General features: G+C 66.5%; 24 protein-coding genes. 20 read left to right on the top strand and 4 right to left on the bottom strand.

Annotation, left to right across the window (positions count from 1 at the left end):
- The 6 genes from D3D02_RS02460 to D3D02_RS02435 all read left to right on the top strand — a co-directional run bounded on the left by D3D02_RS02460 (position 1) and on the right by D3D02_RS02435 (position 4,360).
- Positions 1 to 1,074 (top strand): hypothetical protein, encoded by a 1,074-nt coding sequence (locus D3D02_RS02460; protein ID WP_121568395.1) that lies wholly within the window; start codon positions 1 to 3, stop codon positions 1,072 to 1,074.
- A gap of 130 nt (positions 1,075 to 1,204) precedes the next feature.
- Positions 1,205 to 1,579 (top strand): helix-turn-helix domain-containing protein, encoded by a 375-nt coding sequence (locus D3D02_RS02455; RefSeq protein WP_121568394.1) that lies wholly within the window; start codon positions 1,205 to 1,207, stop codon positions 1,577 to 1,579.
- Entirely contained in the window at positions 1,579 to 1,872 is a 294-nt protein-coding gene (locus D3D02_RS02450) for a hypothetical protein (protein ID WP_121568393.1), read from the top strand. The genes D3D02_RS02455 and D3D02_RS02450 overlap by 1 nt, the downstream gene beginning before the upstream one ends.
- 81 nt (positions 1,873 to 1,953) lie before the next feature.
- Positions 1,954 to 2,391, top strand: coding sequence for a thioredoxin (trxA, locus tag D3D02_RS02445; protein WP_121568392.1), 438 nt, complete (start codon positions 1,954 to 1,956; stop codon positions 2,389 to 2,391).
- Between the two features lie 344 nt (positions 2,392 to 2,735).
- Entirely contained in the window at positions 2,736 to 3,704 is a 969-nt protein-coding gene (locus D3D02_RS02440; protein ID WP_121568391.1) for a ribose 1,5-bisphosphate isomerase, read from the top strand.
- A 62-nt stretch (positions 3,705 to 3,766) separates the two neighbouring features.
- Positions 3,767 to 4,360 carry a hypothetical protein gene (locus D3D02_RS02435; protein WP_121568390.1) on the top strand — a complete coding sequence of 198 codons (594 nt, stop codon included), beginning with the start codon at positions 3,767 to 3,769 and terminating at the stop codon, positions 4,358 to 4,360.
- Between the two features lie 28 nt (positions 4,361 to 4,388).
- Here the strand turns inward: D3D02_RS02435 and rbcL are convergent, their stop codons facing one another.
- The 4 genes from rbcL to ribH form a co-directional block, all read right to left on the bottom strand.
- The gene (gene rbcL, locus D3D02_RS02430) at positions 4,389 to 5,654 is read right to left on the bottom strand and encodes a type III ribulose-bisphosphate carboxylase (protein ID WP_121568389.1); all 1,266 of its coding nucleotides are present in this window, start codon (positions 5,652 to 5,654) and stop codon (positions 4,389 to 4,391) included.
- Between the two features lie 126 nt (positions 5,655 to 5,780).
- Positions 5,781 to 7,823 carry a DEAD/DEAH box helicase gene (locus D3D02_RS02425; protein WP_121568388.1) on the bottom strand — a complete coding sequence of 681 codons (2,043 nt, stop codon included), beginning with the start codon at positions 7,821 to 7,823 and terminating at the stop codon, positions 5,781 to 5,783.
- A 103-nt stretch (positions 7,824 to 7,926) separates the two neighbouring features.
- Positions 7,927 to 9,075: a pyridoxal phosphate-dependent aminotransferase gene (locus D3D02_RS02420; RefSeq protein ID WP_121568387.1), complete on the bottom strand. Its 1,149-nt coding sequence runs from the start codon at positions 9,073 to 9,075 to the stop codon at positions 7,927 to 7,929.
- Positions 9,072 to 9,476 carry a 6,7-dimethyl-8-ribityllumazine synthase gene (ribH, locus tag D3D02_RS02415; RefSeq protein ID WP_121568386.1) on the bottom strand — a complete coding sequence of 135 codons (405 nt, stop codon included), beginning with the start codon at positions 9,474 to 9,476 and terminating at the stop codon, positions 9,072 to 9,074. The genes D3D02_RS02420 and ribH overlap by 4 nt, the downstream gene beginning before the upstream one ends.
- 113 nt (positions 9,477 to 9,589) lie before the next feature.
- Between ribH and D3D02_RS02410 the strand changes: the two genes are divergently transcribed.
- The 14 genes from D3D02_RS02410 to D3D02_RS02345 all read left to right on the top strand — a co-directional run bounded on the left by D3D02_RS02410 (position 9,590) and on the right by D3D02_RS02345 (position 23,960).
- Positions 9,590 to 11,488: a flippase activity-associated protein Agl23 gene (locus D3D02_RS02410; RefSeq protein WP_121568385.1), complete on the top strand. Its 1,899-nt coding sequence runs from the start codon at positions 9,590 to 9,592 to the stop codon at positions 11,486 to 11,488.
- A gap of 68 nt (positions 11,489 to 11,556) precedes the next feature.
- A complete protein-coding gene (locus D3D02_RS02405; RefSeq protein WP_121568384.1) occupies positions 11,557 to 12,726 on the top strand; it encodes a 5-(carboxyamino)imidazole ribonucleotide synthase in 1,170 nt (389 codons plus the stop codon).
- Between the two features lie 29 nt (positions 12,727 to 12,755).
- A complete protein-coding gene (gene purE, locus D3D02_RS02400) occupies positions 12,756 to 13,406 on the top strand; it encodes a 5-(carboxyamino)imidazole ribonucleotide mutase (RefSeq protein WP_121568383.1) in 651 nt (216 codons plus the stop codon).
- Between the two features lie 164 nt (positions 13,407 to 13,570).
- Positions 13,571 to 13,984, top strand: coding sequence for an NADH-quinone oxidoreductase subunit A (locus D3D02_RS02395; RefSeq protein ID WP_121568382.1), 414 nt, complete (start codon positions 13,571 to 13,573; stop codon positions 13,982 to 13,984).
- On the top strand, positions 13,981 to 14,691 hold the full coding sequence (locus tag D3D02_RS02390) for an NADH-quinone oxidoreductase subunit B (RefSeq protein WP_121568381.1): 711 nt from the start codon (positions 13,981 to 13,983) through the stop codon (positions 14,689 to 14,691). Before D3D02_RS02395 ends, D3D02_RS02390 begins: the two co-directional genes overlap by 4 nt.
- The gene (locus tag D3D02_RS02385) at positions 14,688 to 16,358 is read left to right on the top strand and encodes an NADH-quinone oxidoreductase subunit D (protein WP_121568380.1); all 1,671 of its coding nucleotides are present in this window, start codon (positions 14,688 to 14,690) and stop codon (positions 16,356 to 16,358) included. The genes D3D02_RS02390 and D3D02_RS02385 overlap by 4 nt, the downstream gene beginning before the upstream one ends.
- On the top strand, positions 16,358 to 17,416 hold the full coding sequence (locus D3D02_RS02380) for a complex I subunit 1 family protein (protein WP_121568379.1): 1,059 nt from the start codon (positions 16,358 to 16,360) through the stop codon (positions 17,414 to 17,416). The genes D3D02_RS02385 and D3D02_RS02380 overlap by 1 nt, the downstream gene beginning before the upstream one ends.
- Positions 17,413 to 17,874 (top strand): NADH-quinone oxidoreductase subunit I, encoded by a 462-nt coding sequence (locus D3D02_RS02375; RefSeq protein WP_121568378.1) that lies wholly within the window; start codon positions 17,413 to 17,415, stop codon positions 17,872 to 17,874. The genes D3D02_RS02380 and D3D02_RS02375 overlap by 4 nt, the downstream gene beginning before the upstream one ends.
- 113 nt (positions 17,875 to 17,987) lie before the next feature.
- On the top strand, positions 17,988 to 18,248 hold the full coding sequence (locus tag D3D02_RS02370) for an NADH-quinone oxidoreductase subunit J (RefSeq protein WP_089768442.1): 261 nt from the start codon (positions 17,988 to 17,990) through the stop codon (positions 18,246 to 18,248).
- Entirely contained in the window at positions 18,245 to 18,604 is a 360-nt protein-coding gene (locus D3D02_RS02365; RefSeq protein ID WP_121568377.1) for a proton-conducting membrane transporter, read from the top strand. The genes D3D02_RS02370 and D3D02_RS02365 overlap by 4 nt, the downstream gene beginning before the upstream one ends.
- On the top strand, positions 18,604 to 18,906 hold the full coding sequence (nuoK, locus tag D3D02_RS02360; protein ID WP_121568376.1) for an NADH-quinone oxidoreductase subunit NuoK: 303 nt from the start codon (positions 18,604 to 18,606) through the stop codon (positions 18,904 to 18,906). Before D3D02_RS02365 ends, nuoK begins: the two co-directional genes overlap by 1 nt.
- Before the next feature lies 1 nt (position 18,907).
- Entirely contained in the window at positions 18,908 to 20,926 is a 2,019-nt protein-coding gene (gene nuoL / locus D3D02_RS02355; protein WP_121568375.1) for an NADH-quinone oxidoreductase subunit L, read from the top strand.
- Positions 20,923 to 22,449, top strand: coding sequence for a NuoM family protein (locus D3D02_RS02350; RefSeq protein WP_121568374.1), 1,527 nt, complete (start codon positions 20,923 to 20,925; stop codon positions 22,447 to 22,449). The genes nuoL and D3D02_RS02350 overlap by 4 nt, the downstream gene beginning before the upstream one ends.
- A complete protein-coding gene (locus tag D3D02_RS02345) occupies positions 22,449 to 23,960 on the top strand; it encodes an NADH-quinone oxidoreductase subunit N (RefSeq protein WP_121568373.1) in 1,512 nt (503 codons plus the stop codon). Before D3D02_RS02350 ends, D3D02_RS02345 begins: the two co-directional genes overlap by 1 nt.
- The last annotated feature ends 27 nt before the right edge of the window (positions 23,961 to 23,987 follow it).

The raw sequence follows: 23,987 nt of genomic DNA, 5'->3' as shown, positions 1-23,987 counted from the left end.
ATGACGGATTTCCTCCTTCAGATACCGGTCTTGGGGCTGGAGTTCGACCGGCTCGTGGTGTTACTGATCGCGGCCTTCGCGGGGGGCGCGTTCGGTGCGGCGATCGGTGCCTTGCCGGCGTTCATCTTCACTGGCTTCGTCGTCTTCCTCGGGGAGGGACTCGCCATCCTGCAGCGCGAAGTCTCCGGGCTGGACCTCGTCCCCCAGGGTGAGCTAGCGACGGGCGTGACCGGCGTCATCGGGTTCGGGGTGGTGACTGGTCCGCACATCAGCTTCGCGGGTGGCGTCGCTGCGGCGGCGTATGCGGCAAAGCGGTATCCCGAGATGGAACCGGACGGCTGGGCCTATCACTTCGGAAAGAACATCGGATTCGCGCTCGGCCCGAAATCGGACATCTTGGCTGTCGGGGGCCTCTTCGGTGTCCTCGGGCTCTTGGTGACGCGACTCGTGGGTGGTCTCGGTCTCCCGACGGACGGAATTGCGGTATCGGTCTTCGTGACGGCCATCGTCGCGCGCGTCGCCTTCGGGTACTCGGTCCTCGGCCAGGTCGGCGGCACGAGTCTGTTCGATATGTCGCCCTTCGAACGGGAAGAACCACGTGCTGCGCCCGACGGGGGGACAATCGAGAGCCGTTTGGCGACGGAGCCGTGGCTTCCACACCAGTACGAGTGGAGCGGAGTTGCTGCACTCGGCGTGGTCGCCGGGGTCCTCAGCGGGTACATCTGGCTCGAAACCGGGAGCGTGTTTATGGGCTATGCGATCTCCGCGATCAGCCTGCTGTTCCTCAACCTCGGCGTCGATCGGATTCCCGTCACGCACCATATGACGCTGCTTGGGTCCGTCGGGGCGATTCTCGTGATGCCCGCACTCGGGAGCGAACCGGCGGCGCTGCTCGCTGCGGGCGCGCTCGGTGGGATCACCGGGGTCGTCGCGGAAGTGAGCCAGCGGGTGTTCTACTCCCACGGCGAAACGCACGTCGACCCGCCGGCGATTTCGATCGCCGTCGTGATGCTGGCCGTGGGCGTCCTGTATCTCCTCGGGCTGCTCCCCAACGCCGGCTACCTCGGCCTGTAGCTACGATCGAAACCGTCGGTTGCGGCGCTGCTTTTTCGGGGTTGCGGCCGAAGCCGCGCCCGCTGTCGTGCGTGTTTCCGGCGTCGCGGATCCCAGGGCATTAATAACGTCGCTTGCCGAGGGTTCGGTAATGGCGCGCGAGCCGTCCGCAGAGGAGCCAGCGGACCTTCAGTCAGTACTCGATGCGCTCGACGACGTTGACGCCAGAGCCATCATCAAGGCGCTGGACGAACCGCGGACGGCGAGTGAACTCTCCGAGGACTGTGACATTCCGCTGTCGACGACGTATCGAAAGCTCGACTTACTGACGGAGGCGGAACTCCTCGAAGAGGGCACCGAGATACGGTCGGACGGACACCACACGACCACGTACGCCGTTGCGTTCGACGAGGTCCGCATCGCTCTCACGGAGTCACGAGAACTCGACGTCCAGATCGCCTACTCCGAGCAGGGCCCCGAAGAACGACTCGCGGATATCTGGACTGCTGTACGGGAGGAAACATAATGGCACACACGACTGCATCGACAAGCATCGCAACGGGAATCGTCGTCGTGAAGACGGGCATCCTCGTCCTCGGCGGACTCATCACGTACTTTTCGCTGAAGGCCTACCGGAAGACGGGCGCGCGACCGCTCCGCGCATTCTCGCTCGGATTCGGAGTCATCACCCTCGGCTCGTTGTTGGGTGGGACCTTCGACTTCATCCTCGGCGTCGACCTCGCGACCGGCATCCTCATCGACGCGACGTTGACGTTCGTCGGCTTCGCCGTCATCACGTATTCGTTGTACGCCGACTGACCGTTGGGTCCTGACTGACGCGGTGTGTATTGTCTTTCGCTTGCAAAACTGTTTTATTTTAGGCCTCCCTACGGAAGGTCGATGAGCGAGTCTCACGGAACAGACGACGAACTCGACGAGATCCGCGCCCAGAAGCGCGAAGAACTGGCATCGAAAGTAAACGACGACGAGCCGGCTGAAGACGACGAGAGCGCGACGGCTCCGTCCGAGCCGGTCCACGTACACGGGTCCTCGGAGCTTCAGGACGCTGTCTCGAAGTACGACGTCGTCCTCGTCGACTTCTACGCGGACTGGTGCGGACCGTGCAAGATGCTCGAACCGACGGTCAAATCGCTGGCACAGTCCACAGACGCCGCGGTCGCGAAGGTCGACATCGACCAGAACCAACAGCTCGCACAGCAGTATCAGGTCCGCGGCGTCCCCACGCTGATGCTGTTCAGCGACGGCGAGGCCGTCGAGCAGGTCGTCGGCGTCCGCGACGAGTCGACCCTCCGTTCGCTGATCGAGCAGTACCAGTAAGGGCTAGTCGCGCCCGGTAGCGCTCCCCCGACCCCTAACCCCTAACCCCCGATCCCCAACCCCCGACCCCCGACCACCGTAGTCTCCCCCCGTCATTTCCGCTCGCCCCGAACGACGCTGCGGCGAGGCCCACGTCGCCGACGTTGCCGGCCCTGGCACCCCGCCGGTGAGTCGGCGATCAGGCGTTCCCACCCCACGTACCCAGGCCCGCCGCCGCGCGAGTACGCCGTTGTCAGAGCACGCTCGCACGCGATCGGCGACGCCGTCGACACCGGCCATCGCGTCGTCGGTGAGCGTGCTGGGGTCGGGAGCGCGCTTTTCACGCGCCCCTGCGAAGAGCCTGTATGAGCGATCCCGCACCAGATGTCGAGGTCGCGGAGGCGGTCCATCGGACGGCCGAGGACATCGGCTCGATGGAGATTCGCGGTGCGGCCACGATCGCTGCCGCCGCCGCCGACGCACTCGGCGCGCAGGCAGACGCGAGCGACGCGGACTCGCCGGCAGCGTTCCGCGCCGAACTCCGCGCGGCCGCTCGAATTCTCTACAACACCCGGCCGACGGCAGTGAGCCTCCCGAACGCCCTCCGGTACGTCTTTCGCGACGTCGACGGACGAACGGTCGAGGAGCTCCGCGAGAGCGTTCACACGAGCGTCGCCGAGTTCTGCGACCGCCTGGATACGGCCCAGAGCGACCTCGGTCGAATGGGGGCGAACCGCCTCCGCGACGGCGACACGATTATGACGCACTGTCACTCGACGGACGTCCTCGCCTGCGTCGAGACCGCGGTCGAACAGGGCAAGTCGCTGTCGGCGTACGTCAAGGAGACGCGGCCGCGGAACCAGGGCCACATCACGGCGGCGGCACTCTCCGAGATGGGCGTCGACGTGACGCTCATCGTCGACTCCGCGGCACGCCGCTACCTCAACGACGTCGATCACGTCCTCGTCGGCGCAGACAGCATCGCGGCCGACGGCTCCGTCATCAACAAGATCGGAACGAGCGGGCTCGCCGTCAACGCCCGCGACCGGGGAACACCAATCGTCTGTGCGGCTCAGACGATCAAACTACACCCCGACACGCTCACCGGCCACACCGTCGACATCGAGATGCGGGCCGAGGAGGAAGTCGTCGACGAGGAGACGGCCGCCGAGATCGGCGATCCGACGGTGTTGAATCCGGCCTTCGACGTGACGCCGCCGCGGTACGTCGACGCGATCGTGACCGAGCGTGGACAGTACCCACCCGAGAGCATCGTCACGCTGATGCGCGAACTGTTCGGTGAGAGCACCAGCGACCCCTGGGCAGAACCGTAACGCCGCCGCACCGTTCAGCAGCCACAGAAGAGTTTTACCGGCGCACCGGCCATCTCGCGTCGATGGCGACTCCCCCGCATCTCTCTCCAAAGCTCGTCGTCGGAGTCGGTTCCGTGGCCCTCGCGCTCGTCGCGGCGTGGGCGACGATGGCGACGTCGGGCTACCCCACGAATCACGCCCTCCGATCGTGGCCGGCCGTCCTGGTCAGACGCCTGCGGCGAGAACTCCCCCGCGGCGACCACCTGACCGCTGCGTGGGCCGCGATCGCGATCTGGTCGGTCCTCGTTTCGGGGCTCCACTTCGGCGGCGTCTACTACGACGTCTACACGGTACTGCCGTGGTGGGACCTGCTCACGCACGCGATGGGTGGACTCGGCGTCGCCGCGCTGCTCGGCGTCACCTTCCGCGGGCCGACGCTCCGCTCGCCGTTCTGGGTCGTCCCCGCCGTCCTCGCGATCGGAGCCGGATTCGAGGTCTACGAGTTCGTCTTCAAGACGTTCTGGCACCACTGGACGCTCGGCTTCTACGTGGTCGATACGATCATCGACCTCGTGGTAAACACGAGCGGCGCCGGTCTGTTCGCGGTCGCAGCGACGCTGTACCGTCGTCGCAGCGCGGTCGACGAGCGTGGATCGGTCGGCGCGCGGTCGGATTGAACGCGTTTCTCGGCTCGGACGCGGGCGATTATCGCGGCGTCTCGGTGCCCCACTTGTCGATCGCTGTCCGGAGTGCGGGGCTCTCGTCGGCTTTCGACTCCAGCGAGCGGTCCTCGGCGTAGGCGTCGACGGCCGCGCGGAGCGCCTTCGCGCCCTCGTGGGTGCCGTCGGGGTGGCCGTGGATCCCGCCGCCGGCCTGCACGCAGACGTTCGTCCCCGTCGCGTCCAGCAGATCCGGGACCAGTCCGGGGTGGAGACCGCCCGAGGCGACCGGTAACACGTCGTTGAGGCCGTAGAGATCGTCGCGAAGCCACGCGTTGATGCCGACGGTGTCCTCGTTCGCCAGTTTCCCGAGGCCGGCGGTGCCGGTGTGGAGCTGGTCGACGCCGACGAGGCGGGCGATCTGCGCGAGGACGCGCATCGAGACGCCGTGGTTCGGCAGGCGGTCGAACGCGGCGTGCATCGCCCGGTGGGCGTGGATCGCGAGCCCGAGCTCCTCACAGCGCTCGCGCACTGACTGGACGGCCGCCCAGCCGGTGGTGATCACGTCGACCATCACGTACTCACAGCCCTCCGCGGCGACCTGATCGACGCGTTCGAGCATCTCGTTGGTGTCGGCGGTGACGTTGATGAGATACGATTTCTTTTCGCCAGTCTCGTCTTCGGCGCGGTCCCGCTGGGCGAGACTCTCGACGAGGCGGTCGTGGAAGGGGTTGAACGCCTGATCCGTGAGGTTCTCGTCGTCTTTCAGAAGGTCGACGCCGCCCGTCCACGCCTCGTAGCCGACCTCGGCGTGCTTCTCCGTCGAGAGCCCGACCTTCGGCTTGGGGACCGTCGCGAGGATCGGCCGGTCGTCGACGCCGAAGATGTCCTGGCGCACCGACGAGCCGAACTGCGGTCCCGCAAACGACGTCGCGAGGCCTTCGGGCCACTCACAGTCGAGGAGGCGGATCGTCTCGACCGCCTTCATTCCCATAATGTTGCCCGCGATGCACGAGAGGATCTGCGGCATACTCCCGGGCTCGAAGAGCCCCTCGGGGTAGGCCACTTTGATCTCGGCGTCGGCTTCAGCGTCGCCCGTCGAGATGTCGAACGCGGTCGCGCCCATATCGGTGAAGCCCTCGCCCGTCGGGAGCGCGGCCCACGTGCCGTTGGAGGACTCCGAGGCGACGCGGGAGGCGGCGTCTTCGACGTCCATCCCCTCGGCGGGGTCGATCCGGAACGTACAGACCAGATCCGCGTCGGCGGGGTCGTACGACAGGTCGATGAAATCCTCGTAGGTGATTCCAGCCATAGGGGACCGATTCACGCCCTGGACTGATAAATTTCGTCGCCGAATCGCGTACGGGTAGAGCGAATCCAGCGGACTGCGTGGGGTTGACTGCCCGGAACCGGCGCCGACTACCCGGACTGGCGCTCTCTACGGTCGGCTTCGGTCGGGGCTCTCGGCGTTGTCTCCGGACTCTCCGAGCTCGCGTCGCACGCGCTCGAAGACGTCGACGTCCGCTTCGAGCGTCCGAGCCACGGCGTCGGCGGCCCCGAGGAGCCACGTCGCGCGTTCGACGTGGGACTCGACGTCGCCCGGCCCGATCCGGTACCGCTCGACGAGCGCCTCGATCGTCGCGCCTTCGCTCCACTCCAAGAGGATGCGCGCCAGTTTGACCGCACAGAGCCACGCCTCGAAGTCGTCGGCCTCGTCGGGTGCGGTCGTGAACTCCGCGGCGTGCCGCGTCGCGTACCGGTAGATGTCGGCGCGTTCGCGGTTCCCGAGGTACGTCCCGCGCATATCAGGCGTCGCGCAGACGGCCCCGAGCGCGGTTCTGGCGGTGACGTCGGCGGCGGCCATCGACTCGATCGTCCGCACGGCCGCGACGAGTCGCGCGCCGGTCTCGGGGCGGACGTACTGGCGCGACACCGTCGCACCGAGGTCGGTCGCAGCGAGGGCGTCGCCGTCGCGCTCCCTGGATGGGCTGGCATCCGCGGCGCCGACGTCGAGTAGGTCCATCGCGGCCAACTCGTCGGCGACGTCGTCGAGAAGGCCGGAGAGGTCGACGTCGGGCGATTGGTGTGCGAAGAACGTCGCATCGAGCAGATCGAGCACGCCGGGCTTCGAGTCGGCGAACCCCGAGGCGACCACCGAGAGAACGTGGGTGCGGAGCGCCTCGCGCGCGGTCAGTTGGGACTCGACCGCTTCGGGACCGGCGTCGACGTAGCGGTCCCAGAGCCGGTCCACCGTGCGCTCGTCGCCGACGAGGACCGCTTCGCCGTACGGATCCAGGTGCGGGCGGCCGGCGCGGCCGCACATCTGGTGGACTTCGAGGACCGGCAGCGGACTCATCTCCTCGCCAGTGTACCGTTCGAGGTCGCGGACGACGACGCGGCGCGCGGGGACGTTCACGCCCGCCGCCAGCGTCGGCGTCGCGCAGATCACGCCGAGCGTCCGATCTCGGAACGCGGACTCGACCAGCGCGCGGTGCTCGCTCACGAGGCCAGCGTGGTGGAACCCGACGCCGGATTCGACCGCCGCAGCCAGTCGCCGGCCCGTCTCGGTGGCGCCGCTGTCGCGGATGTCGTCCGCGAGATCCGTCGGCGATGTGGCCTCCGACGCAGCGCCGTCCAACGTCGACTGGGCTGATCCGGGCGCGACGAGGTCCGCCTGGGCGAGTCGGGTCGCCAGCGCCTCCGCTTCCCGGCGTGAGCGAACGAACGCGAGACACTGTCCGCCGTCGTCGATCGCGTCGGCGACGAGTGCCGCCGTCACTTCGGTGTCGTGATCGTCGCGTTCGTCGTCGGCGTCGACGTCGACCGCGAGCGTGCTGTCGTCGTCGAAGGCGACCGAGCCGTCGGCGTAGACGCCCGTGCGGAGGGAGACGGGCCGCCACGTCGACTCGACGAGTTCGGCGTCGAGCCACTCCGCCACGCCGTCGGGGTTGTCGATGGTCGCCGAGAGCGCGACGATCTGGACGCCAGGCGCGCGCCGCTGCAGCGTCGCGAGCGTCACTTCGAGCGTCGGGCCCCGGCGCGGACGACCCAGGAGGTGGACCTCGTCGACGACGACGCAGGCGAGGTCTTCGACCCACGACGCGCCGTTGCGGATCGCGGAGTCGACCTTCTCGGCGGTCGCGACGACGACGTCCTCGTCGCCGAGTTCCTCGGCCGGCGAGTCGAAGTCGCCAGTAGAGATACCGACGCTGACGCCGGGGAGTTCCGCGAACGACTCGTACTTCTCGCGGGCGAGCGCGCGCAGCGGGACGACGTACAGTGCCGGGCCGTCGGCGGTCAGCATCGCCAACTCGGCGATCAGCGTCTTTCCCGACGCCGTCGGAATCGCGGCGACGACGTTCGCGCCCTCGGTGATGCCGGCGTCGACAGCCGCGGCTTGCGGCGGGTACAGTTCGTCGATCCCCGAGTCGCGGTAGTGCTCGCGGACGGCCGCGGAGACGGGGAGATCCCGGACGTGCACGTCTACGAGTGGCGTCGGTATCGTATAAAAATTCGCGGGCGGAGCGAAGCGGCTACCCGCTCACAATGCGCGCCGTGGTGGGCAGATTGCCAGCGTTCGCCGCTTAGATGTAGTCGTGCTCGGCGAGTCGCTCGACGGCCTCGCGGAGTCGTTCCTCGCTTGCGGCGTAGGAGATCCGGGCGTAGCCGGGCGAGCCGAACGCCGAGCCGGGGACGGTCGCCACGTGGGCGTCCTCGATCGCGCCGGCGCACCACTCCTGGTCGTCGTCGTCGACGGGCAGCATCATATAGAACGCGCCGTCGCCGATCGGGACGTCGACGCCGTGCTCCTCGAAGAGGTCGGCGAGCATATCACGGCGCTCTCGGAAGGCGTCGCGCATCTCGACGACGGCCTCGTCGGTGTTCTCGATGGCTTCCAGTCCGGCGTGCTGGACGAAGTTGACCGCACACGACACCGAGTGCGAGTGCAGTTTCGCCGCCTGCGAGATGAGCGATTCGGGCGCGTGGACGTAGCCGAGCCGCCAGCCGGTCATCGAGTACGCCTTCGAGAAGCCGTTGATGGTGACCGTTCGGTCGCTCATTCCGTCGAGCGAGCCGAGGCTCGTGGGCTCGACACCGTAGGTGATCTCCTGGTAAATTTCGTCGGAGATGACGGTGACGTCGTGCTCGACTGCGAGGTCGCGGACGCCTTCGAGCGCCGCGTCGGAGTAGACCGCGCCGGTCGGGTTCGACGGGGAGTTGACGACGAGCAGTTCGGTGTCGTCGGAAACCGCTTCCGAGAGGTCGTCGAGCGCGGGTTCGAGCTGGAAGTCGTAGGGCGCGAGGTCGACGCGGCTGAGCGAGCCGCCCGAGAGCTTCGCCATCGCCTCGTAAGAGACCCACGCGGGGTCGAGGAGGACGACCTCGTCTCCGTCGTCGATGAGGGTCTGGAACGTCTCATAGAGCGCTTGCTTGCCGCCGGGCGTGACGATTACCTCCTCCGATACGGCGTCGATGCCGTCGTTCCGGAGTTTCTCGGCGATCGCCGCACGGAGGTCCGGAATCCCGTTCGAGGGCGTGTATCCGGTGTGTCCGGCGTCCATCGCGTCCTTGCCGGCCTCGACGATGTTCTCCGGCGTGGGGAAATCGGGTTCGCCGACCGAGAGGTCGACGACGTCGACGCCGTCTGCTTCCAGTTCGCTCGCCTTGTTGCTGATTGCCAGCGTCGCGCTCGGTTCGACCCGTTCGACGCGGGCTGCGAAGTCGAAACTCATGCCAACGTCTCCACCATATCGACCGCGGCGTTTACCGCTTCCGCACCTTTGTCGACGCGCTCCCGTGCTTCGGCCCCGCTTTGGCCCGGACCGGAGACGCCGAACGTGACCGGCACGTCCCGATCGAGACTGACGTCAGTCAGCGACTGGGCTGCCGCGTCGGCGATCACCTGATCGTGTGCTGTGTCTCCCGTGACGATCGCGCCGACGACGGCCACCGCGTCGATGTCGTCACGCCGCGCGAGCCGATCGGCTGCCAGCGGCGAGTCGTACACTCCGGGAATCTGGAGCGTCTCCGCGATCGTCGCGTCCCGTTCGTCGGCCGCCTCGCGCGCGGCCGCCGCCATCTGTTCGGTGACCGAGGAGTTGAACTCGGTCACCACCAATCCCAGCGTTGTCATACTCTTTCGGACCCACGGTGGCGTCAAAGAGGTATCGGCACGGTCGCGCGCGGCGGTCCTCCAGAAAGCGGCAAACACAAGAGTTGTAACCGCGTGGGGGTCACGAAGTGACAATGAGTCCCGACGAGGTGTCGGGCGGGACCGCCGACGCGACGATCGGTGGAGAGCCGACGGGCGAGGCTCCCACGGACGTCTCCTCGCAGTCCCGCGCGGACCATCAATTCGATCGCCGCCGCGCCCTCCTCGGTGTCGTCGGATTCACCGCCGTCGCGCTCGTCCTCCGTCTGGTCGCTCTCGGCGGCCGGATCTTCCACTGGGACGAGGGCCGCGTCGGCTACTGGATCCTCCGGTACCACGAGACGGGCGTCCACACGTACCGTCCCATCGTTCACGGCCCGTTCCTCCCGGTCGTCAACGACTGGCTGTTCGCCCTGCTGCCGGTCTCGGACTTCCTCGCGCGGTTTCCCGTCGCCGTCGTCGGCGGTCTGCTCCCGCTGGCCGCGTGGCTGTTCCGCGAGCGGCTCCGGAACGTCGAACTCGTCGCGTTCGCCGCGCTGCTCGCGCTGAATCCGCTCGCCGTCTACTACTCGCGATTTATGCGCAACGACGTCCTCGTGGCGGCGTTCGCCGTCTTCGCGCTCGGGTTCGTCGTCCGCGGGTTCGACACCGGTCGACTCCGCTATGCGTTCCCGGCGGCCGCGTCGCTCGGCCTCGCGTTCACGACGAAGGAGAACGCTATCCTCTACGTCCTCTGTTTCCTCGGAGCGGGGGCGCTGCTGGCGGATCACCGACTGCTCGCGGCGCGCGTACGAGAAGAATCCGCCCGAGCGGTCTTCGCCCGCTGGCGAGCGGCGACGGTCGATCGGCTCCTCGCCCACGGACCGAACTCGCGAGCGTCGCTCGCCCGCGTTCTCGGTACGGCGGTCGTCGCCCTCGTCATCTTCCTCGGCGTCGTGCTGTTCTTCTACGCGCCGCGCCCGGATCTGTGGCAGGCGTTCGGGGACCCGGCGCGGATTCCGAGCGTCGCCGACGCCGGCACGGTCGGCGCGGCCGAGAAGTTCGTCGACACGTGGGCTTCGGGGAGCCACCAGGATCACGCGTACCTGCCGTTCCTCTACGACCTGGTCGAGACGCTCGTCTACGGCGCGCCGGCGCTGCTCGCGTTCGGCCTCCTCGGGATCGTCGTCGATCGGTACGGATTCCGCGGCGACGGCCCCCGCGAGTTCGTCACGTTCGCGACGTACTGGGCCGCCGCGTCGCTGTTCGGCTACCCGATCGCGACCGACATCCAGGCCCCGTGGGCGGCGATCCACGTCCTCGTCCCGCTCGCCGTCCCCGCGGCCGTCGGACTCGGATTCATCGTCGACTCCGCGCGCGAGGCGCTCGCCGCCCGCGACGCTGTGAGCGTCGGCCTCGCGGCGCTCGTCGTGCTCGCGGCCTTCAGCGGTGCCGCCGCGGCCAACGCCGAGTACTTCAACTCCGCCTCCGAGGAGGACAAGAAAGTCCTCCAGTGGGCACAGCCCGAGAACTCGCTGAAGCCCACACTGGAGATCGTCGACGGCGTGTCGGCCGAAAACGACGGCACTGACGTCCTGTTCGTCGGATCGCGACCGCCGGGTAACGACGGCGAGGTCTTCTACGTCCGTAACGAGTCCTCGCTCGCGACGGCGCCGCCGGGCGGCCCCGCGTGGCACGACCGCCTGCCGCTGCCGTGGTATCTGGAACGGTACGGCGCGAACGTCACGAGTTCGCCGCCCGACGCAGACGTCGCGACGACGCTCTCGGACGCCCCGCCGGTCGTCATCGCGAAGGGCTACGACCGCGACGAGGTCGCCACAGAACTCCCCGGCTACACTGCCTTCGAGCACAAATTCCGGCTCTGGAACGACGACGTCGTCGTGTTCATCGAAGACGAGTCGCTCCAGCGTGTCGCCCCGGAGCGCATCGAAGAGACGAGTGGGGGCGGCGCGGACAACGCTGACAACGCGGACAGCGTGGGCAGCGGCGAATAACCACGTCCGTGCACACATCGTCGTGAGATTCGGCAAGGTTTATTCAGTATCCTCCAGTACCGTCGCCCGTGAACGTCACCGTACCCGGCCCCACGCTCGGCGTCGTCGGCGGCGGCCAACTCGGACGGATGCTCGCCGAGGCGGCCGCTCCGCTCGGCGTCGAGGTGATCGTCCTCGACCCGACGCCGGACTGCCCCGCAGCGCCGGTCGCCCGCGAACAGATCGTCGGTGACTTCGACGACCCCGAAGCGTTCCGCGAGCTCGCCTCGCGCGTCGACGCGCTGACGTTCGAGATCGAACTCGCCGACGCGGCGTTACTCGACAGCGTCGCCGACGAGTTCGACCTCTCGGTTCACCCCGCGCCGGAGACGCTGGAGACGATCGAGGACAAACTCGTCCAAAAGCGCGCGCTCGAAGACGCCGGCGTCCCGGTCCCGCCGTTCCGGCAGGTCGACGACGCCGAGGACCTTCGCGCGGCGCTCGATGCGTTCGGCGCGGTGATGCTGAAAGCCCGCACCGGCGGCTACGACGGCCGCGGCAACGTCCCCGTCACCGACCCCGAGGACGCGGAAGAAGCGATGGACGCCGTCGGCGGCCCCGCGATGGCCGAGACGTTCGTCGACTTCGCGCGCGAACTTTCGGTCATCGCCGTCCAGGGTGACGACGAGGTCCGCACGTTCCCCGCTGGCGAGAACGTCCACGAGGAGGAGATCCTCCGGGAGACGATCCTCCCAGCCAGGACGACCGACGAGGTGCTCGAACGCGCCGAGGCAGTCGCCCGCGACGTCCTCGACACGCTCTCGGGACGCGGCGTCTTCGGTATCGAACTGTTCGAGACCGAGGACGGAGAGATCCTCGTCAACGAGATCGCCCCGCGGCCGCACAACTCCGGGCACTGGACGATCGAGGGCGCGCGCACCTCCCAGTTCGAACAGCACGTCCGCGCCGTCCTGGGCTGGCCGCTCGGTTCGACCCGCCTGCGGTGCCCGACCGTGATGGCGAACGTCCTCGGCACCGTCGAGGAGCCTCAGCCAGCGCGACTCGGCAACGTCGAAGCCGTCCTGGGCGACGCCGACGCGTCGCTGCACTGGTACGGGAAAGACGAGGTGCGCCCGCTGCGGAAGATGGGACACATCACACTGACCGGCGGGAGCGGACTCGACGCGGCCGCAGAATCGGACACTGACGAACTCCTCGCGCACGCGAGGGACGTACGCGACGCGCTGACGTTCGAGTGACGAACAGAACCCGCAGAACCCGATCGACAATGACCGACTACACGCCCGACGACGACTCCGACGTGACCGTACAGGACCTGATCGACCGCCTTCACGAGGAGGCCGACGCCGACGCCGATCCCGCCACGACGCCCGACGTGGGGATCATTATGGGGTCGGATTCGGACCTCGACACGATGCGCGGCGCGCACGAGGCGCTCTCGGAACTCGGGTTCGCCGAGCAGACCGACTTCGGCGACGCGCCCGACGCGCGCTTCACCTACGAGACGTACGTCGTCTCCGCACACCGGACGCCCGAACTGATGTACGCCTACGGGGAGACGGCCGCCGACCGCGGTCTCGACGTCATCATCGCGGGCGCGGGCGGGAAGTCCGCCGACCTGCCGAATATGACCGCGTCGATAGCGTATCCGATTCCCGTCGTCGGCGTCCCCGTCCAAGAGAAGTCCGTCGACTCCGTCATCGGGATGCCGACCGGGGCGCCCATCGTCGCAGTCGACGCGGGCAAGTCCTTCAACGCCGCGCTGTCGGCCGCACAGATTCTCGCGCGCGAGCACGACGAACTCGAATCCCGGCTGATCGAGTACCACGAGGGGCTCGTCGGTGCGGTCGCCCGCGACTCGCGGGACCTGCACGACCTCGGGGTCGAAGGCTACGTGGCGAGTCGCGACGAGTCCTAACGAAAGCCGACTTCCGAGCCGTTCTGCGATTCCGTCTGTCCAGCCCGATGTGACGTTCGTCGGGTCCGCAGCCAGCGAAGTTCAGTAGTAGCACCTCAGTCGAGGTATAAATCAACGCTTATGGGGGGGGCCTGCTAACTGCCGGATGTTAGGGAGACTACGGAATGAGTGAATGGATCGCAATCGGTGCCCTTGGGCTCGTCGCCGTCGGCATCCCACTCGGGATGATGGCTGTGTCGGCGATACTCCGCCCATCGGTGCCAGAACAAGGTAAACGCGCCACCTACGAGAGCGGTGAAGTACCGACAGGAACGGCACGCGTCCAGATCAACATCCAGTACTATATGGTCGCACTGCTGTTTCTCGTATTCGACGTCGAAACCGTTCTCATCTTCCCGTGGGCCGTCATCTACCGGTCCGCGCTGAGTCAGGGCGCAGACCTCACGGCGGTGTTGCTGCCGATGCTGATTTTCATCGGTGTGCTCGTCGTCGGGTTGGTCTGGGCGTGGCGCAACGGCGCCGTCGAGTGGGTCAAAAGCCCGCTGGCGAACCGCCAAAAGACGGAGAGAAACGCATGAGTAGCGAACGAGACAAACCATTCGTCACGGACGACACGCAGGTACAGACCGCGACACGAGACGCTCGGATGACGGGCTCGGGCGCGGACAACCGGTTCAACTCGAAACTTCGGGAGGCCTTCGGCTCTTCGCCGTTCATCCTCACGAAGTTCGACCAGTTCATGAACTGGGTCCGCGGCTCGTCGATGTTTATGCTGCAGTTCGGGATCGCCTGCTGCAGCATCGAGATGATGCACACCTACTCGGTGAAGCACGACCTCGACCGATTCGCGGCCGGGGTCCCGCGTGCGTCGCCGCGGCAGGCGGACGTCATCATCGTCCCGGGGACGATCGTCTCGAAGTTCGCCCCGCGGATGAAGCGCGTCTACGATCAGATGCCCGAGCCGAAGTTCGTCGTCGGGATGGGCTCCTGTACGATCTCGGGCGGCCCCTTCCAGGAGGGCTACAACGTCATCAAGGGCGCAGAGGAGGTTATCCCCGTGGACATCCACGTCCCCGGGTGCCCCCCGCGCCCCGAAGCGCTCATCTACGGCGTCGCGAAGCTCCAGCAGCGCATCGCCGAGGGCGAGTCGAGTCCGGTGACGGTGAAACCGTACGAACTCGAACAGTTCGACGACCTCGAACGCGACGAAGTCGTCGACAAACTCGCCGAACAGATCGACGAAGAGGACCTGGTTATGCGGTACAACTGGGCTGATTCGCCATGAGTTTAGAAGAACCCGAACCCGAAGACGGAGCCGTCGAAGTGCTCCCGACCGCGGGCGACGAGATCGCCGAGTTGCTCGGTGACCTGGTCGTCGACCGCGAAGAACACGTCAACGCACCCGGCTTCGTGATTCGCCCGGACGCGGTACAGGAGACCCTGACGCGGCTCCGCGACGAGGCCGGCTTCGATCACCTCTCGTGTGTCACCGCCGAAGAACGCGAGGATCGGTACGAGTCCATCTACCACCTCACGAGCTTCGACGACCGGCAGCGGGAGGTCAGCGTCGTCGTGCCCGCGCCGAAGGACAACCCCGTCAGCGAGTCCGCCGAGCCGGTCTTCCGGACGGCCGACTGGCACGAGCGGGAGGCCTACGACCTGATCGGCGTCGAGTACGACGACCACCCGGACCTGCGTCGCATTCTCTTGCCCGACACGTGGCAGGGACACCCGCTCTCGGAGAACTACGACCAGGACCGACCGCAGATCGTCACGCTCTCGGAGTGGGAGAACCCGCTCGCCGAGGACCACCGCGAGGAGGAGGGCGACACGATGTACGTCAACATCGGGCCGCACCACCCCGCCACCCACGGCGTCCTGCACGTGAAGACGGTGCTGGACGGCGAGCAGGTCGCAGACGTCGATCCCGACATCGGCTACCTCCACCGCTGTGAGGAGCAGATGTGTCAGACGAAGACCTACCGCCACCAGATTATGCCCTACCCCGACCGCTGGGACTACGCGTCCTCGGGGCTCTTGAACGAGTGGGCGTACGCGCGCGCGGCGGAGGACCTCAACGACATCGACGTGCCGGAGTACGCACAGATCATCCGGACGATGGGAGCGGAGTTCTGCCGCATCGCCTCCCATATGCTCGCAGTGGGGACGTTCGCGCTGGACGTCTACGGCGACTTCACAGCGATCTTTATGTACGCGATGCGGGACCGCGAGAAGGTCCAGAAGGTCCTCGAAGACCTCACCGGCCAGCGGATGATGTTCAACTACTTCCGCCTGGGCGGCGTCGTCTGGGACCTTCCGGAACCGCGCGAGGAGTTCTTCGAGACGATCCGGGACTTCCTCGACGACCTCCCGGAGGCGCTCGAGGAGTACCACGACCTCATCACCTCCAACGAGATCCTGCAGGCCCGGACGATCGACACGGGCGTGCTGCCGCCGGAGGTCGCGAAGTCCTACGGCGCGACGGGCCCCGTCGCACGCGGGTCCGGCATCGACTACGACCTGCGTCGCGACGACCCCTACGGCTACTACGACGAACTCGAGTGGGACGTCATCACCGAGGACGGCTGTGACAACTTCAGCCGACTGCTCGTCCGCCTTCGCGAGGTCGAAGAGTCCGCGAAGATCATCGAGCAGTGCGTCGACCTCCTCGAAGACTGGCCCGAAGACGAGCGGACGATCCAGTCGAACGTTCCCCGGACCCTGCGCCCGGAGGACGACACGGAGATCTACCGCGCCGTCGAAGCCGCGAAGGGCGAACTCGGGATCTACATCCGCGCCGACGGGACCGAGAAGCCGGGGCGGTTCAAGATCCGCAGTCCGTGCTTCTCGAACCTCCAGACGCTGCCGGAGATGTCCGCCGGCGAGTACATCCCGGATATGGTCGCATCGCTCGGTAGCCTCGACATCGTGCTGGGCGAGGTGGACCGCTGATGGTACCGCTGCAGTCACAGGTGCTCCTCCCCGAGCGGATCGCCGGTCTGCTGGGACTCTCCGGCACGGTCGGACAGATCGTCGGCGGACTCCTCGGCGCCTTCCTCATCGCCAACTTGCTGTTGGTGCAGACGGCCGTCGCCGGCCCGTGGGCAAAGCGGAAAATCACCGCCGCGTTCACCGACCGGATCGCCGTCAACCGGATCGGACCGTTCGGACTGCTCACCATCGTCACCGACGCCGTCCGACTGCTCTCGAAGGAACTCATAATTCCCGAAGACGTCGACCGGCCGTCGTACGACCTCGGCCCGCTTCTGGTGCCGTTCTCCGCGCTCCTCGGGTTCGCCGTGATCCCGATGGGCAACGGCATCCACCTCGCGGACCCGGAGACGGGGCTGGTCTTCGCGTTCGCCGCGTCCTCGATCGCCTCGCTCGGGATTGTGATGATGGGCTACGGATCGAACAACAAGTACTCGCTGCTCGGTGGACTGCGCGCGATCGCCTCGAACATCGCCTACGAGATCCCGCTCGTCGTCACCGCGGCGTCGGTGGTCGTCTTCACCGGGACGCTGCAGATGAGCGAGGTCGTCGCACAGCAGGCCGAGCCGCTTCTCACTGTCGCCGGCGTCACGATCCCGCAGTGGTTCGCGTTCGTCAATCCGTTCGCGTTCGTGCTGTTCGTGATCGCGAACCTCGCGGAAGTCGGCCGGAACCCCTTCGACGTGCCGGAAGCGCCGACCGAGATCGTCGCCGGGTTCCAGACGGAGTATTCCTCTGTGTACTTCGTCCTCATCTACCTCGGTGAGTTCATCCACATCTTCCTCGGCGGCGCGCTCGCCGCGACGCTGTTCCTGGGTGGGCCGGCCGGACCGATCCTGCCGGGCTTCATCTGGTTCACGATCAAGATCTGGGCGTTCTACCTGTTCACCCAGTGGGCGCGCTCGGCGATTCCCCGCCTCCGCGTCGATCAGTTCCTCGACGTCGGCTGGAAGGGAATGCTCGTGCTCTCGTTCGCGAACCTGGCACTCACGGCCATCATCGTGGGAGTGATAGCATGATTGGCGTACTCAAATCGATGGCAACGACGATGAAACACGCACTGGACGGGCAGACGTTCACGGTCGAGTACCCCGACGTCGCGCCCGAAGTGAGCCCCCGATTCCGCGGGGTCCACAAGTTCAGCCAGGAGCGCTGCATCTGGTGTCGACAGTGCGAGAACGTCTGTCCGAACGACACCATCCAGATCGTGCAGGACGACCAGCGCAACGGCGAACAGTACAACCTCCACATCGGGCAGTGCATCTACTGCCGGCTGTGTGAGGAGGTCTGTCCCGTCGACGCCATCCTGCTCACGCAGAACTTCGAGTTCACTGCCGACACGAAGGACGACTTCGTGTACAACAAAGAGCAGTTGAAGAACGTCCCGTGGTACAAGGATATCGACCCGCTCAACTCCCGGGAACCCGACCGCGACGCGTGGATCGGCGAGGGCGAGGGCGAGGTGGATTACCAGTGAGTTGAGACGTTCCACAGCGGGATAGATCGCCGATCAAAGTCCGTCTGAGGCGGTATGCGCCGCCCGCGGACTTCTCGAAATGTTCAAAGGGATACCTCAAGGAGACAAACACAATGGTTTATGAAACCATCGCGTTCGCGCTGTTCGCCCTCGTGACCGTGGGCTGCAGCCTGGGCGTCGTCCTCGTGCGGGACATCTGGCACTCCGCACTCCTGCTCGGGGGCGCGCTCTTGAGCGTCGCGGTGCACTACGTGATGTTACAGGCGGAGTTCCTCGCCGCGATGCAGATCCTCGTCTACGTCGGCGGGGTTCTCATCCTCATCACGTTCGCCGTGATGCTGACGCGTACACAACCGGAGGTGAGTAGCACATGACCACGAAACCGGAACTGAATCTGGGTTCGCATCTCGTTCCCGGCCTCGCTGCTGTCGCACTGTTCGTCGTGATGGCCGCGACGATACTCTCGGCGTCGTTCCCCGATCCGCAAGGATTCGCGGGGGATGCGAGCATCATCGCGAGCATCGGCTACGCGATGTTCAACCTCGAATTCGGGGATATCGCCGGTGAGAGCTTCCTCGCCGCGCTCATCATCATCGCCGTCACGCTCGACGTTGCGCTCGACGGGTCGATCCACCTCGCACGCCGCGAGGGCGACCAGGGCGGATCGTCACTGCTGGCCGACGGCGGGCGGGAACTCAAGCAAAGCCTGTTCGAGGAGGACGACGACTGATGGTCCCCCCACAGTACTATCTGCTCCTCTCGGCCGCGCTGTTCTGTATCGGGCTGTTCGGCATCCTGACGCGGCGCAACGCGCTGCTGTTCTTGATGTCGGTCGAGCTAATGTTGAACGCCGCGAACATCAACCTCGTCGCGTTCTCCAACGTCTGGGGGAACGTGACGGGACAGACGTTCGGGCTGTTTATGATGGCGCTCGCCGCCGCCGAGGTCGCGATCGGGATCGGGATCATCCTGGTGCTGTATCGCAACTTCGACGACGTCGACGTCACCAAGGCGACAACGATGAGGTGGTAAGATGGTAGGGATATTCGACTTTGCACCCGCGATCGTGCTGTTGCCGTTCGTTTCGTTCCTCGTCGCGCTCGCGGTGGGCGACCGCTTGCCGAAAGGCGGTGCGCTGGCCGGAATCGCCGCGACGGCGGGATCACTGCTCTTGGCGGCCGCGACGTTCCTCACCGTCGCCGGTGGGCGGACGTACGACGCGACGATCTACACCTGGGCCGAAGGGATCGAAGCGGTCGATCTGACGTTCGGCATCCTGATCGATCCGCTGTCGGCGATGATGCTGCTCATCGTGACGCTCATCGCCTTCCTCGTCCACGTCTTCAGTCTCGGATATATGAATGACGAGGGCGAGGTCGGCCTGCCGCGCTACTACGCCGGACTGGGGCTTTTCACCGCGTCGATGCTCGGATTCGTCGTGGCGGACAACCTCCTGATGGCGTTTATGTTCTTCGAGCTGGTCGGGCTCTGCTCGTATCTGCTCATCGGCTTTTGGTTCCGCGAACCCGGCCCGCCGAGCGCGGCCAAGAAGGCGTTCCTCGTCACCCGCTTCGGGGACTACTTCTTCCTCGTCGGCGTCGTCGCCGTCTTCGCGACGTTCGGCACGGCGGCGTTCTCCGGGTCGGGATCGTTCCCCGCGCTCGCGGAGGCCGCGCTCCACGGTGAGGCGACCGTGAACACGTTCGGCCTCGCGCCGCAGACGTGGTTCACGATCGTCGGCCTCCTCGTGCTCGGCGGCGTCGTCGGCAAGTCCGCGCAGTTCCCGCTGCACACGTGGCTGCCCGACGCGATGGAGGGTCCGACGCCCGTCTCCGCGCTCATCCACGCAGCGACGATGGTCGCGGCCGGCGTCTACCTCGTCGCACGGATGTACGGTTTCTACGCGCTCTCGCCGGACGCGCTCGCGTTCATCGCCCTGATCGGCGGTTTCACCGCGCTGTTCGCGGCGACGATGGGCGTCGTCAAGCGCGAGATCAAGCAGGTGCTCGCGTACTCGACGATCTCGCAGTACGGCTATATGATGCTCGCTCTCGGCGGTGGCGGCTACGTCGCCGCGACCTTCCACCTGATGACGCACGCCTTCTTCAAGGCGCTGCTGTTCCTCGGGGCGGGGTCGGTCATCATCGCGATGCACCACAACGAAGATATGTGGGATATGGGCGGGCTGAAAGAGAAGATGCCCGTCACCTACTACGCCTTCCTCTCTGGCTCGCTCGCGCTCGCGGGCATCTTCCCGTTCTCTGGCTTCTGGTCGAAAGACGAAGTGCTGTACGAGACGCTCATCCACGGCCTCGGCGGGAGCCCCGTGCTCCTCGCCGCGTACGCGATGGGTCTCCTCGCCGTCTTCTTCACCGGGTTCTACACCTTCCGGATGGTGTTTCTCACCTTCCACGGTGAGCCCCGCACCCAGACCGCGAGCGATCCGCACAGCGTGCGCTGGAACGTGAAGGGTCCGCTCGCCGTCCTCGGTGTTCTCGCGGCGACGACGGGACTCGTGAATATGGTGCCGGTCGAGAAACTGCTGGGAATCGGCGGTATCGACTTCCTACACCAGTGGCTGGATATGAGCACGGAGTCGCTGAACGCCCACCACTACGGCGAACTCATCCCGTACAGTTCCGCGTACATCGGCGGTGAGGCGACGACAGTGGCCATCGGTGCCGGCGTCTCGCTGGGCCTCGCGCTTGCGGGCGCGGGCCTCGCGCACCTGCTGTACAACGTCCCCGAACCGGTCGAGCACACCGACCGTCTCGGCGGCATCAAGACGCTGCTGTACAACAACTACTACCAGGACGAGTACCAGGTTTGGCTGGCGAACGGCGTCACGCGCCCGGTCGCACGCGTCGCGAACAAGTTCGACCAGGGCGTCGTCGACGGCGTCGTCAACGGCGTCTCCAGCGTCAGTCTGTTCTCCGGTAGCCGTGTTCGCCGGATCCAGACCGGCGTGGTGAGTAACTACGCGGTGCTACTGACGCTCGGCCTGACGGCGTTGCTTCTGGCCTTCGGTCTTCTCGGAGGGTGGTTCGTATGATAATTGAAGCGCTCATCGGAGTCACGTTCCTCGCCGCGCTGGTCGTGTTCGTCGCCCCCGACGAGTACGCCGGGAAGCTCGCGGCGGCACTCAGCGCGCTCCCGGTCCTCGGGAGCCTCTGGATGTGGGCACAGTACGACGCGAGCGGGAACGCCCTGCTGGGCGGGTCGATCGCGTTCGAGACAGACGTCGTCTGGCTGACGCTCGGCGGCCTCGACCTGCATTGGTTCGTCGGCGTCGACGGCATCAGCCTGCCGCTGGTCGTCCTCACGACGATCCTCACGACGCTCGCGATCGTCAGCGCGTGGACGCCGATCTCGAATCGAGAATCGCAGTTCTACGGGCTGATGCTCTTTATGGAGGCGAACCTGCTCGGCGTCTTCACGGCGCTCGACTTCTTCGCGTGGTTCGTCTTCTGGGAGGCCGTCCTCGTCCCGATGTACTTCCTCATCGGCGTCTGGGGCGGTCCGAACCGCCGCTACGCGGCGATCAAGTTCTTCGTGTACACGAACGTCGCGTCCCTCGTGATGTTCATCGGCTTCATCGCGCTCGTGTTCGGCCTCGGCGACTCGGTGTCGTCGATGCGGCTGCCCGAGATCGCACAGGCGCTCCGCGCCGGTGCGCTCGGCGGCTTCGCCGGCCTCGACGCCGCGACGCTGAAGACGGTCGCCTTCGTGGCGACGTTCCTCGGCTTCGCGGTGAAGGTGCCGGTCGCACCGCTGCACACGTGGCTGCCGGACGCTCACGTCGAAGCCCCGACGCCGGTGTCGGTGATGCTGGCGGGCGTCCTCCTGAAGATGGGGACCTACGCGCTGCTGCGGTTCAACTTCACGATGATGCCCGACGTGGCGACGGCGCTCGTCGTCCCCATCGCTGGCATCGCCGTCATCAGCGTCATCTACGGCGCGATGCTGGCGCTCGCACAGCAGGACCTCAAGCGCATCGTCGCGTACTCGTCGGTCTCCTCGATGGGGTACGTCATCCTCGGTCTCGTCGCGTACACGACCTACGGTGTCGGCGGCGCGACGTTCCAGATGATCGCCCACGGGCTGATCTCCGGACTGATGTTCATGGCTGTCGGCGTCATCTACAACACGACCCACACGCGGATGGTGGGCGATATGTCCGGCATCGCGGACCGGATGCCCCTCACTGCCGGCATCTTCGTCGCCGGCGCGTTCGGGTATATGGGTCTGCCGCTGATGGCCGGCTTCGCGGGCGAGTTCTTCATCTTCAAGGGCTCGTTCGCCTCCACCGTCCACTCGGCGATGCCGCTTTTCACGGCGGCCGCGATGTTCGGCATCGTCATCGTCGCCGGCTACCTGCTGTTCGCGATGCAGCGGACGCTGTTCGGTCCCTTCAGCTTCGATGGCGAGTACGAGATCACGAACGCACCGACGCACGACGTCGCACCGCTAGCGGTGCTGTTGCTGTTGGTCATCGTGCTCGGCGTCGCGCCTGACCTGTTCTTCGGAATGATCCAAGACGCTGTGAACCCGATCCTCTCGGGAGGTGGGCTGTGATGTTCGACCTCGCACTGCAGGCAGAACCGGCAGCGACGTGGACGGCACTCGCACCGGCGATCCTGCTCGGCCTGACCGGCCTGGTGCTGCTCGGGATCGATACGATTCGCACGGACGAAACGAGCAACGCGCTCTTGGCTAGCGTGTCGGCCGGCGGGTCGCTGCTCGCCTTCGGCGCCGCGGCGTGGTTCCTCGTCGCCGGCACCGGGCAGGAGCGAACTGGCGGCGCGATCTCGCTGTACGGCGACGCGCTCGTCGTCGACGGGATGAGCCTCTTTTTCACGCTCATCTTCACGATCGTCACCGCGATGGTGGCTGTCGCCTCCTACGACTACCTGCGCGATCACGAGCACCGCGTGGAGTTCTACTCGCTCGTGCTGTTCGCGGCGACGGGGATGACGCTCCTGTCGATGGCGAACTCGCTGGCGACGGTCTTCGTCAGCCTCGAACTCGCGTCGCTTCCCTCCTACGCGCTCGTCGCGTTCCTCAAGAACGACAAGGGGAGCGTCGAAGCGGGGCTGAAGTACTTCCTCATCGGCGCGGTCTCCTCTGCGGTGTTCGCGTTCGGCATCAGCCTCGTGTACGCCGTCACGGGATCGCTCGTGCTCGGTGACGTCGCCGCCGCGGTCAACGCGCCGGAGATGGCCGGCGTCCTCGGCATCGGCGTGCTGATGATGATCGGTGGGTTCGCGTTCAAGACCGCCTCCGTGCCGTTCCACTTCTGGGCGCCGGAGGCCTACGAGGGCGCGCCCGCACCGATCTCTGCGTTCCTCTCGTCGGCGTCGAAGGCGGCCGGCTTCGCGGTCGCGTTCCGCGTGTTCGTCGAGGCGTTCCCGCTGGGCGCACTGCCTGCGGGCGTCGACTGGGTGATCGCGTTCCAGGTGCTCGCCGTCGTCACGATGACGCTCGGTAACTTCGCCGCGGCGACCCAGGAGAAGGTCAAGCGGATGCTCGCGTACTCCTCGATCGGGCACGCGGGTTACGCGCTCATCGGACTCGCCGCGCTGACCGCCGGCGGCCCCAACGGGGACGTCCTCGGGGCGTCGATGGCGCACCTGCTCGTCTACGGCTTCATGAACACCGGCGCGTTCCTGTTCATCGCCCTTGTCGAACACTGGGGCGTCGGCCGGACGTTCGAGGACTACAACGGCCTCGCGTCGACGGCACCGATCGCCGCCGTCGCGATGACCGTGTTTATGTTCAGCCTCGCGGGACTGCCGCCGTTCGGCGGCTTCCTCTCGAAGTACGCCCTGTTCTACTCGGCGATCGAAGCCGGGTTCTGGTGGCTCGCCGCCGTCGGCGCGATCAACAGCGCGCTGTCGCTGTTCTACTACAGCCGCGTCGTCAAGGCGATGTGGATCGAGTCGCCCAGCGGTGACTTCGAGATCCAGAGCCGCCCGGTCGGGCTGTACGCCGCCGTCATCTTCGCCGGCCTCGGGACGCTGCTGTTGCTCCCGGCGTTCGGCCCGGTCATCGAGACCGCACAGACCGTCGCGGCGACGCTGTTCTGATCGGCGTCTCCGGGCGCTCTTGTTTTA

It is taken from the genome of Halobellus sp. Atlit-38R, from assembly GCF_003665925.1.
GTDB classification, from domain to species: domain Archaea; phylum Halobacteriota; class Halobacteria; order Halobacteriales; family Haloferacaceae; genus Haloquadratum; species Haloquadratum inordinatus.
This window is presented reverse-complemented; position numbering and strand designations above follow the sequence as displayed.

Coding starts and splice junctions, on each gene's coding strand:
- D3D02_RS02395 (WP_121568382.1), top strand. CDS start 13,571: ATGAGTGAATGGATCGCAATCGGTGCCCTTGGGCTCGTCGCCGTCGGC.
- D3D02_RS02435 (WP_121568390.1), top strand. CDS start 3,767: ATGGCGACTCCCCCGCATCTCTCTCCAAAGCTCGTCGTCGGAGTCGGT.
- D3D02_RS02345 (WP_121568373.1), top strand. CDS start 22,449: ATGTTCGACCTCGCACTGCAGGCAGAACCGGCAGCGACGTGGACGGCA.
- D3D02_RS02350 (WP_121568374.1), top strand. CDS start 20,923: ATGATAATTGAAGCGCTCATCGGAGTCACGTTCCTCGCCGCGCTGGTC.
- D3D02_RS02440 (WP_121568391.1), top strand. CDS start 2,736: ATGAGCGATCCCGCACCAGATGTCGAGGTCGCGGAGGCGGTCCATCGG.
- D3D02_RS02380 (WP_121568379.1), top strand. CDS start 16,358: ATGGTACCGCTGCAGTCACAGGTGCTCCTCCCCGAGCGGATCGCCGGT.
- D3D02_RS02420 (WP_121568387.1), bottom strand. CDS start 9,075: ATGAGTTTCGACTTCGCAGCCCGCGTCGAACGGGTCGAACCGAGCGCG.
- ribH (WP_121568386.1), bottom strand. CDS start 9,476: ATGACAACGCTGGGATTGGTGGTGACCGAGTTCAACTCCTCGGTCACC.
- D3D02_RS02410 (WP_121568385.1), top strand. CDS start 9,590: ATGAGTCCCGACGAGGTGTCGGGCGGGACCGCCGACGCGACGATCGGT.
- D3D02_RS02390 (WP_121568381.1), top strand. CDS start 13,981: ATGAGTAGCGAACGAGACAAACCATTCGTCACGGACGACACGCAGGTA.
- D3D02_RS02385 (WP_121568380.1), top strand. CDS start 14,688: ATGAGTTTAGAAGAACCCGAACCCGAAGACGGAGCCGTCGAAGTGCTC.
- D3D02_RS02375 (WP_121568378.1), top strand. CDS start 17,413: ATGATTGGCGTACTCAAATCGATGGCAACGACGATGAAACACGCACTG.
- rbcL (WP_121568389.1), bottom strand. CDS start 5,654: ATGGCTGGAATCACCTACGAGGATTTCATCGACCTGTCGTACGACCCC.
- D3D02_RS02370 (WP_089768442.1), top strand. CDS start 17,988: ATGGTTTATGAAACCATCGCGTTCGCGCTGTTCGCCCTCGTGACCGTG.
- nuoL (WP_121568375.1), top strand. CDS start 18,908: ATGGTAGGGATATTCGACTTTGCACCCGCGATCGTGCTGTTGCCGTTC.
- D3D02_RS02450 (WP_121568393.1), top strand. CDS start 1,579: ATGGCACACACGACTGCATCGACAAGCATCGCAACGGGAATCGTCGTC.
- purE (WP_121568383.1), top strand. CDS start 12,756: ATGACCGACTACACGCCCGACGACGACTCCGACGTGACCGTACAGGAC.
- D3D02_RS02460 (WP_121568395.1), top strand. CDS start 1: ATGACGGATTTCCTCCTTCAGATACCGGTCTTGGGGCTGGAGTTCGAC.
- D3D02_RS02455 (WP_121568394.1), top strand. CDS start 1,205: ATGGCGCGCGAGCCGTCCGCAGAGGAGCCAGCGGACCTTCAGTCAGTA.
- D3D02_RS02365 (WP_121568377.1), top strand. CDS start 18,245: ATGACCACGAAACCGGAACTGAATCTGGGTTCGCATCTCGTTCCCGGC.
- nuoK (WP_121568376.1), top strand. CDS start 18,604: ATGGTCCCCCCACAGTACTATCTGCTCCTCTCGGCCGCGCTGTTCTGT.
- trxA (WP_121568392.1), top strand. CDS start 1,954: ATGAGCGAGTCTCACGGAACAGACGACGAACTCGACGAGATCCGCGCC.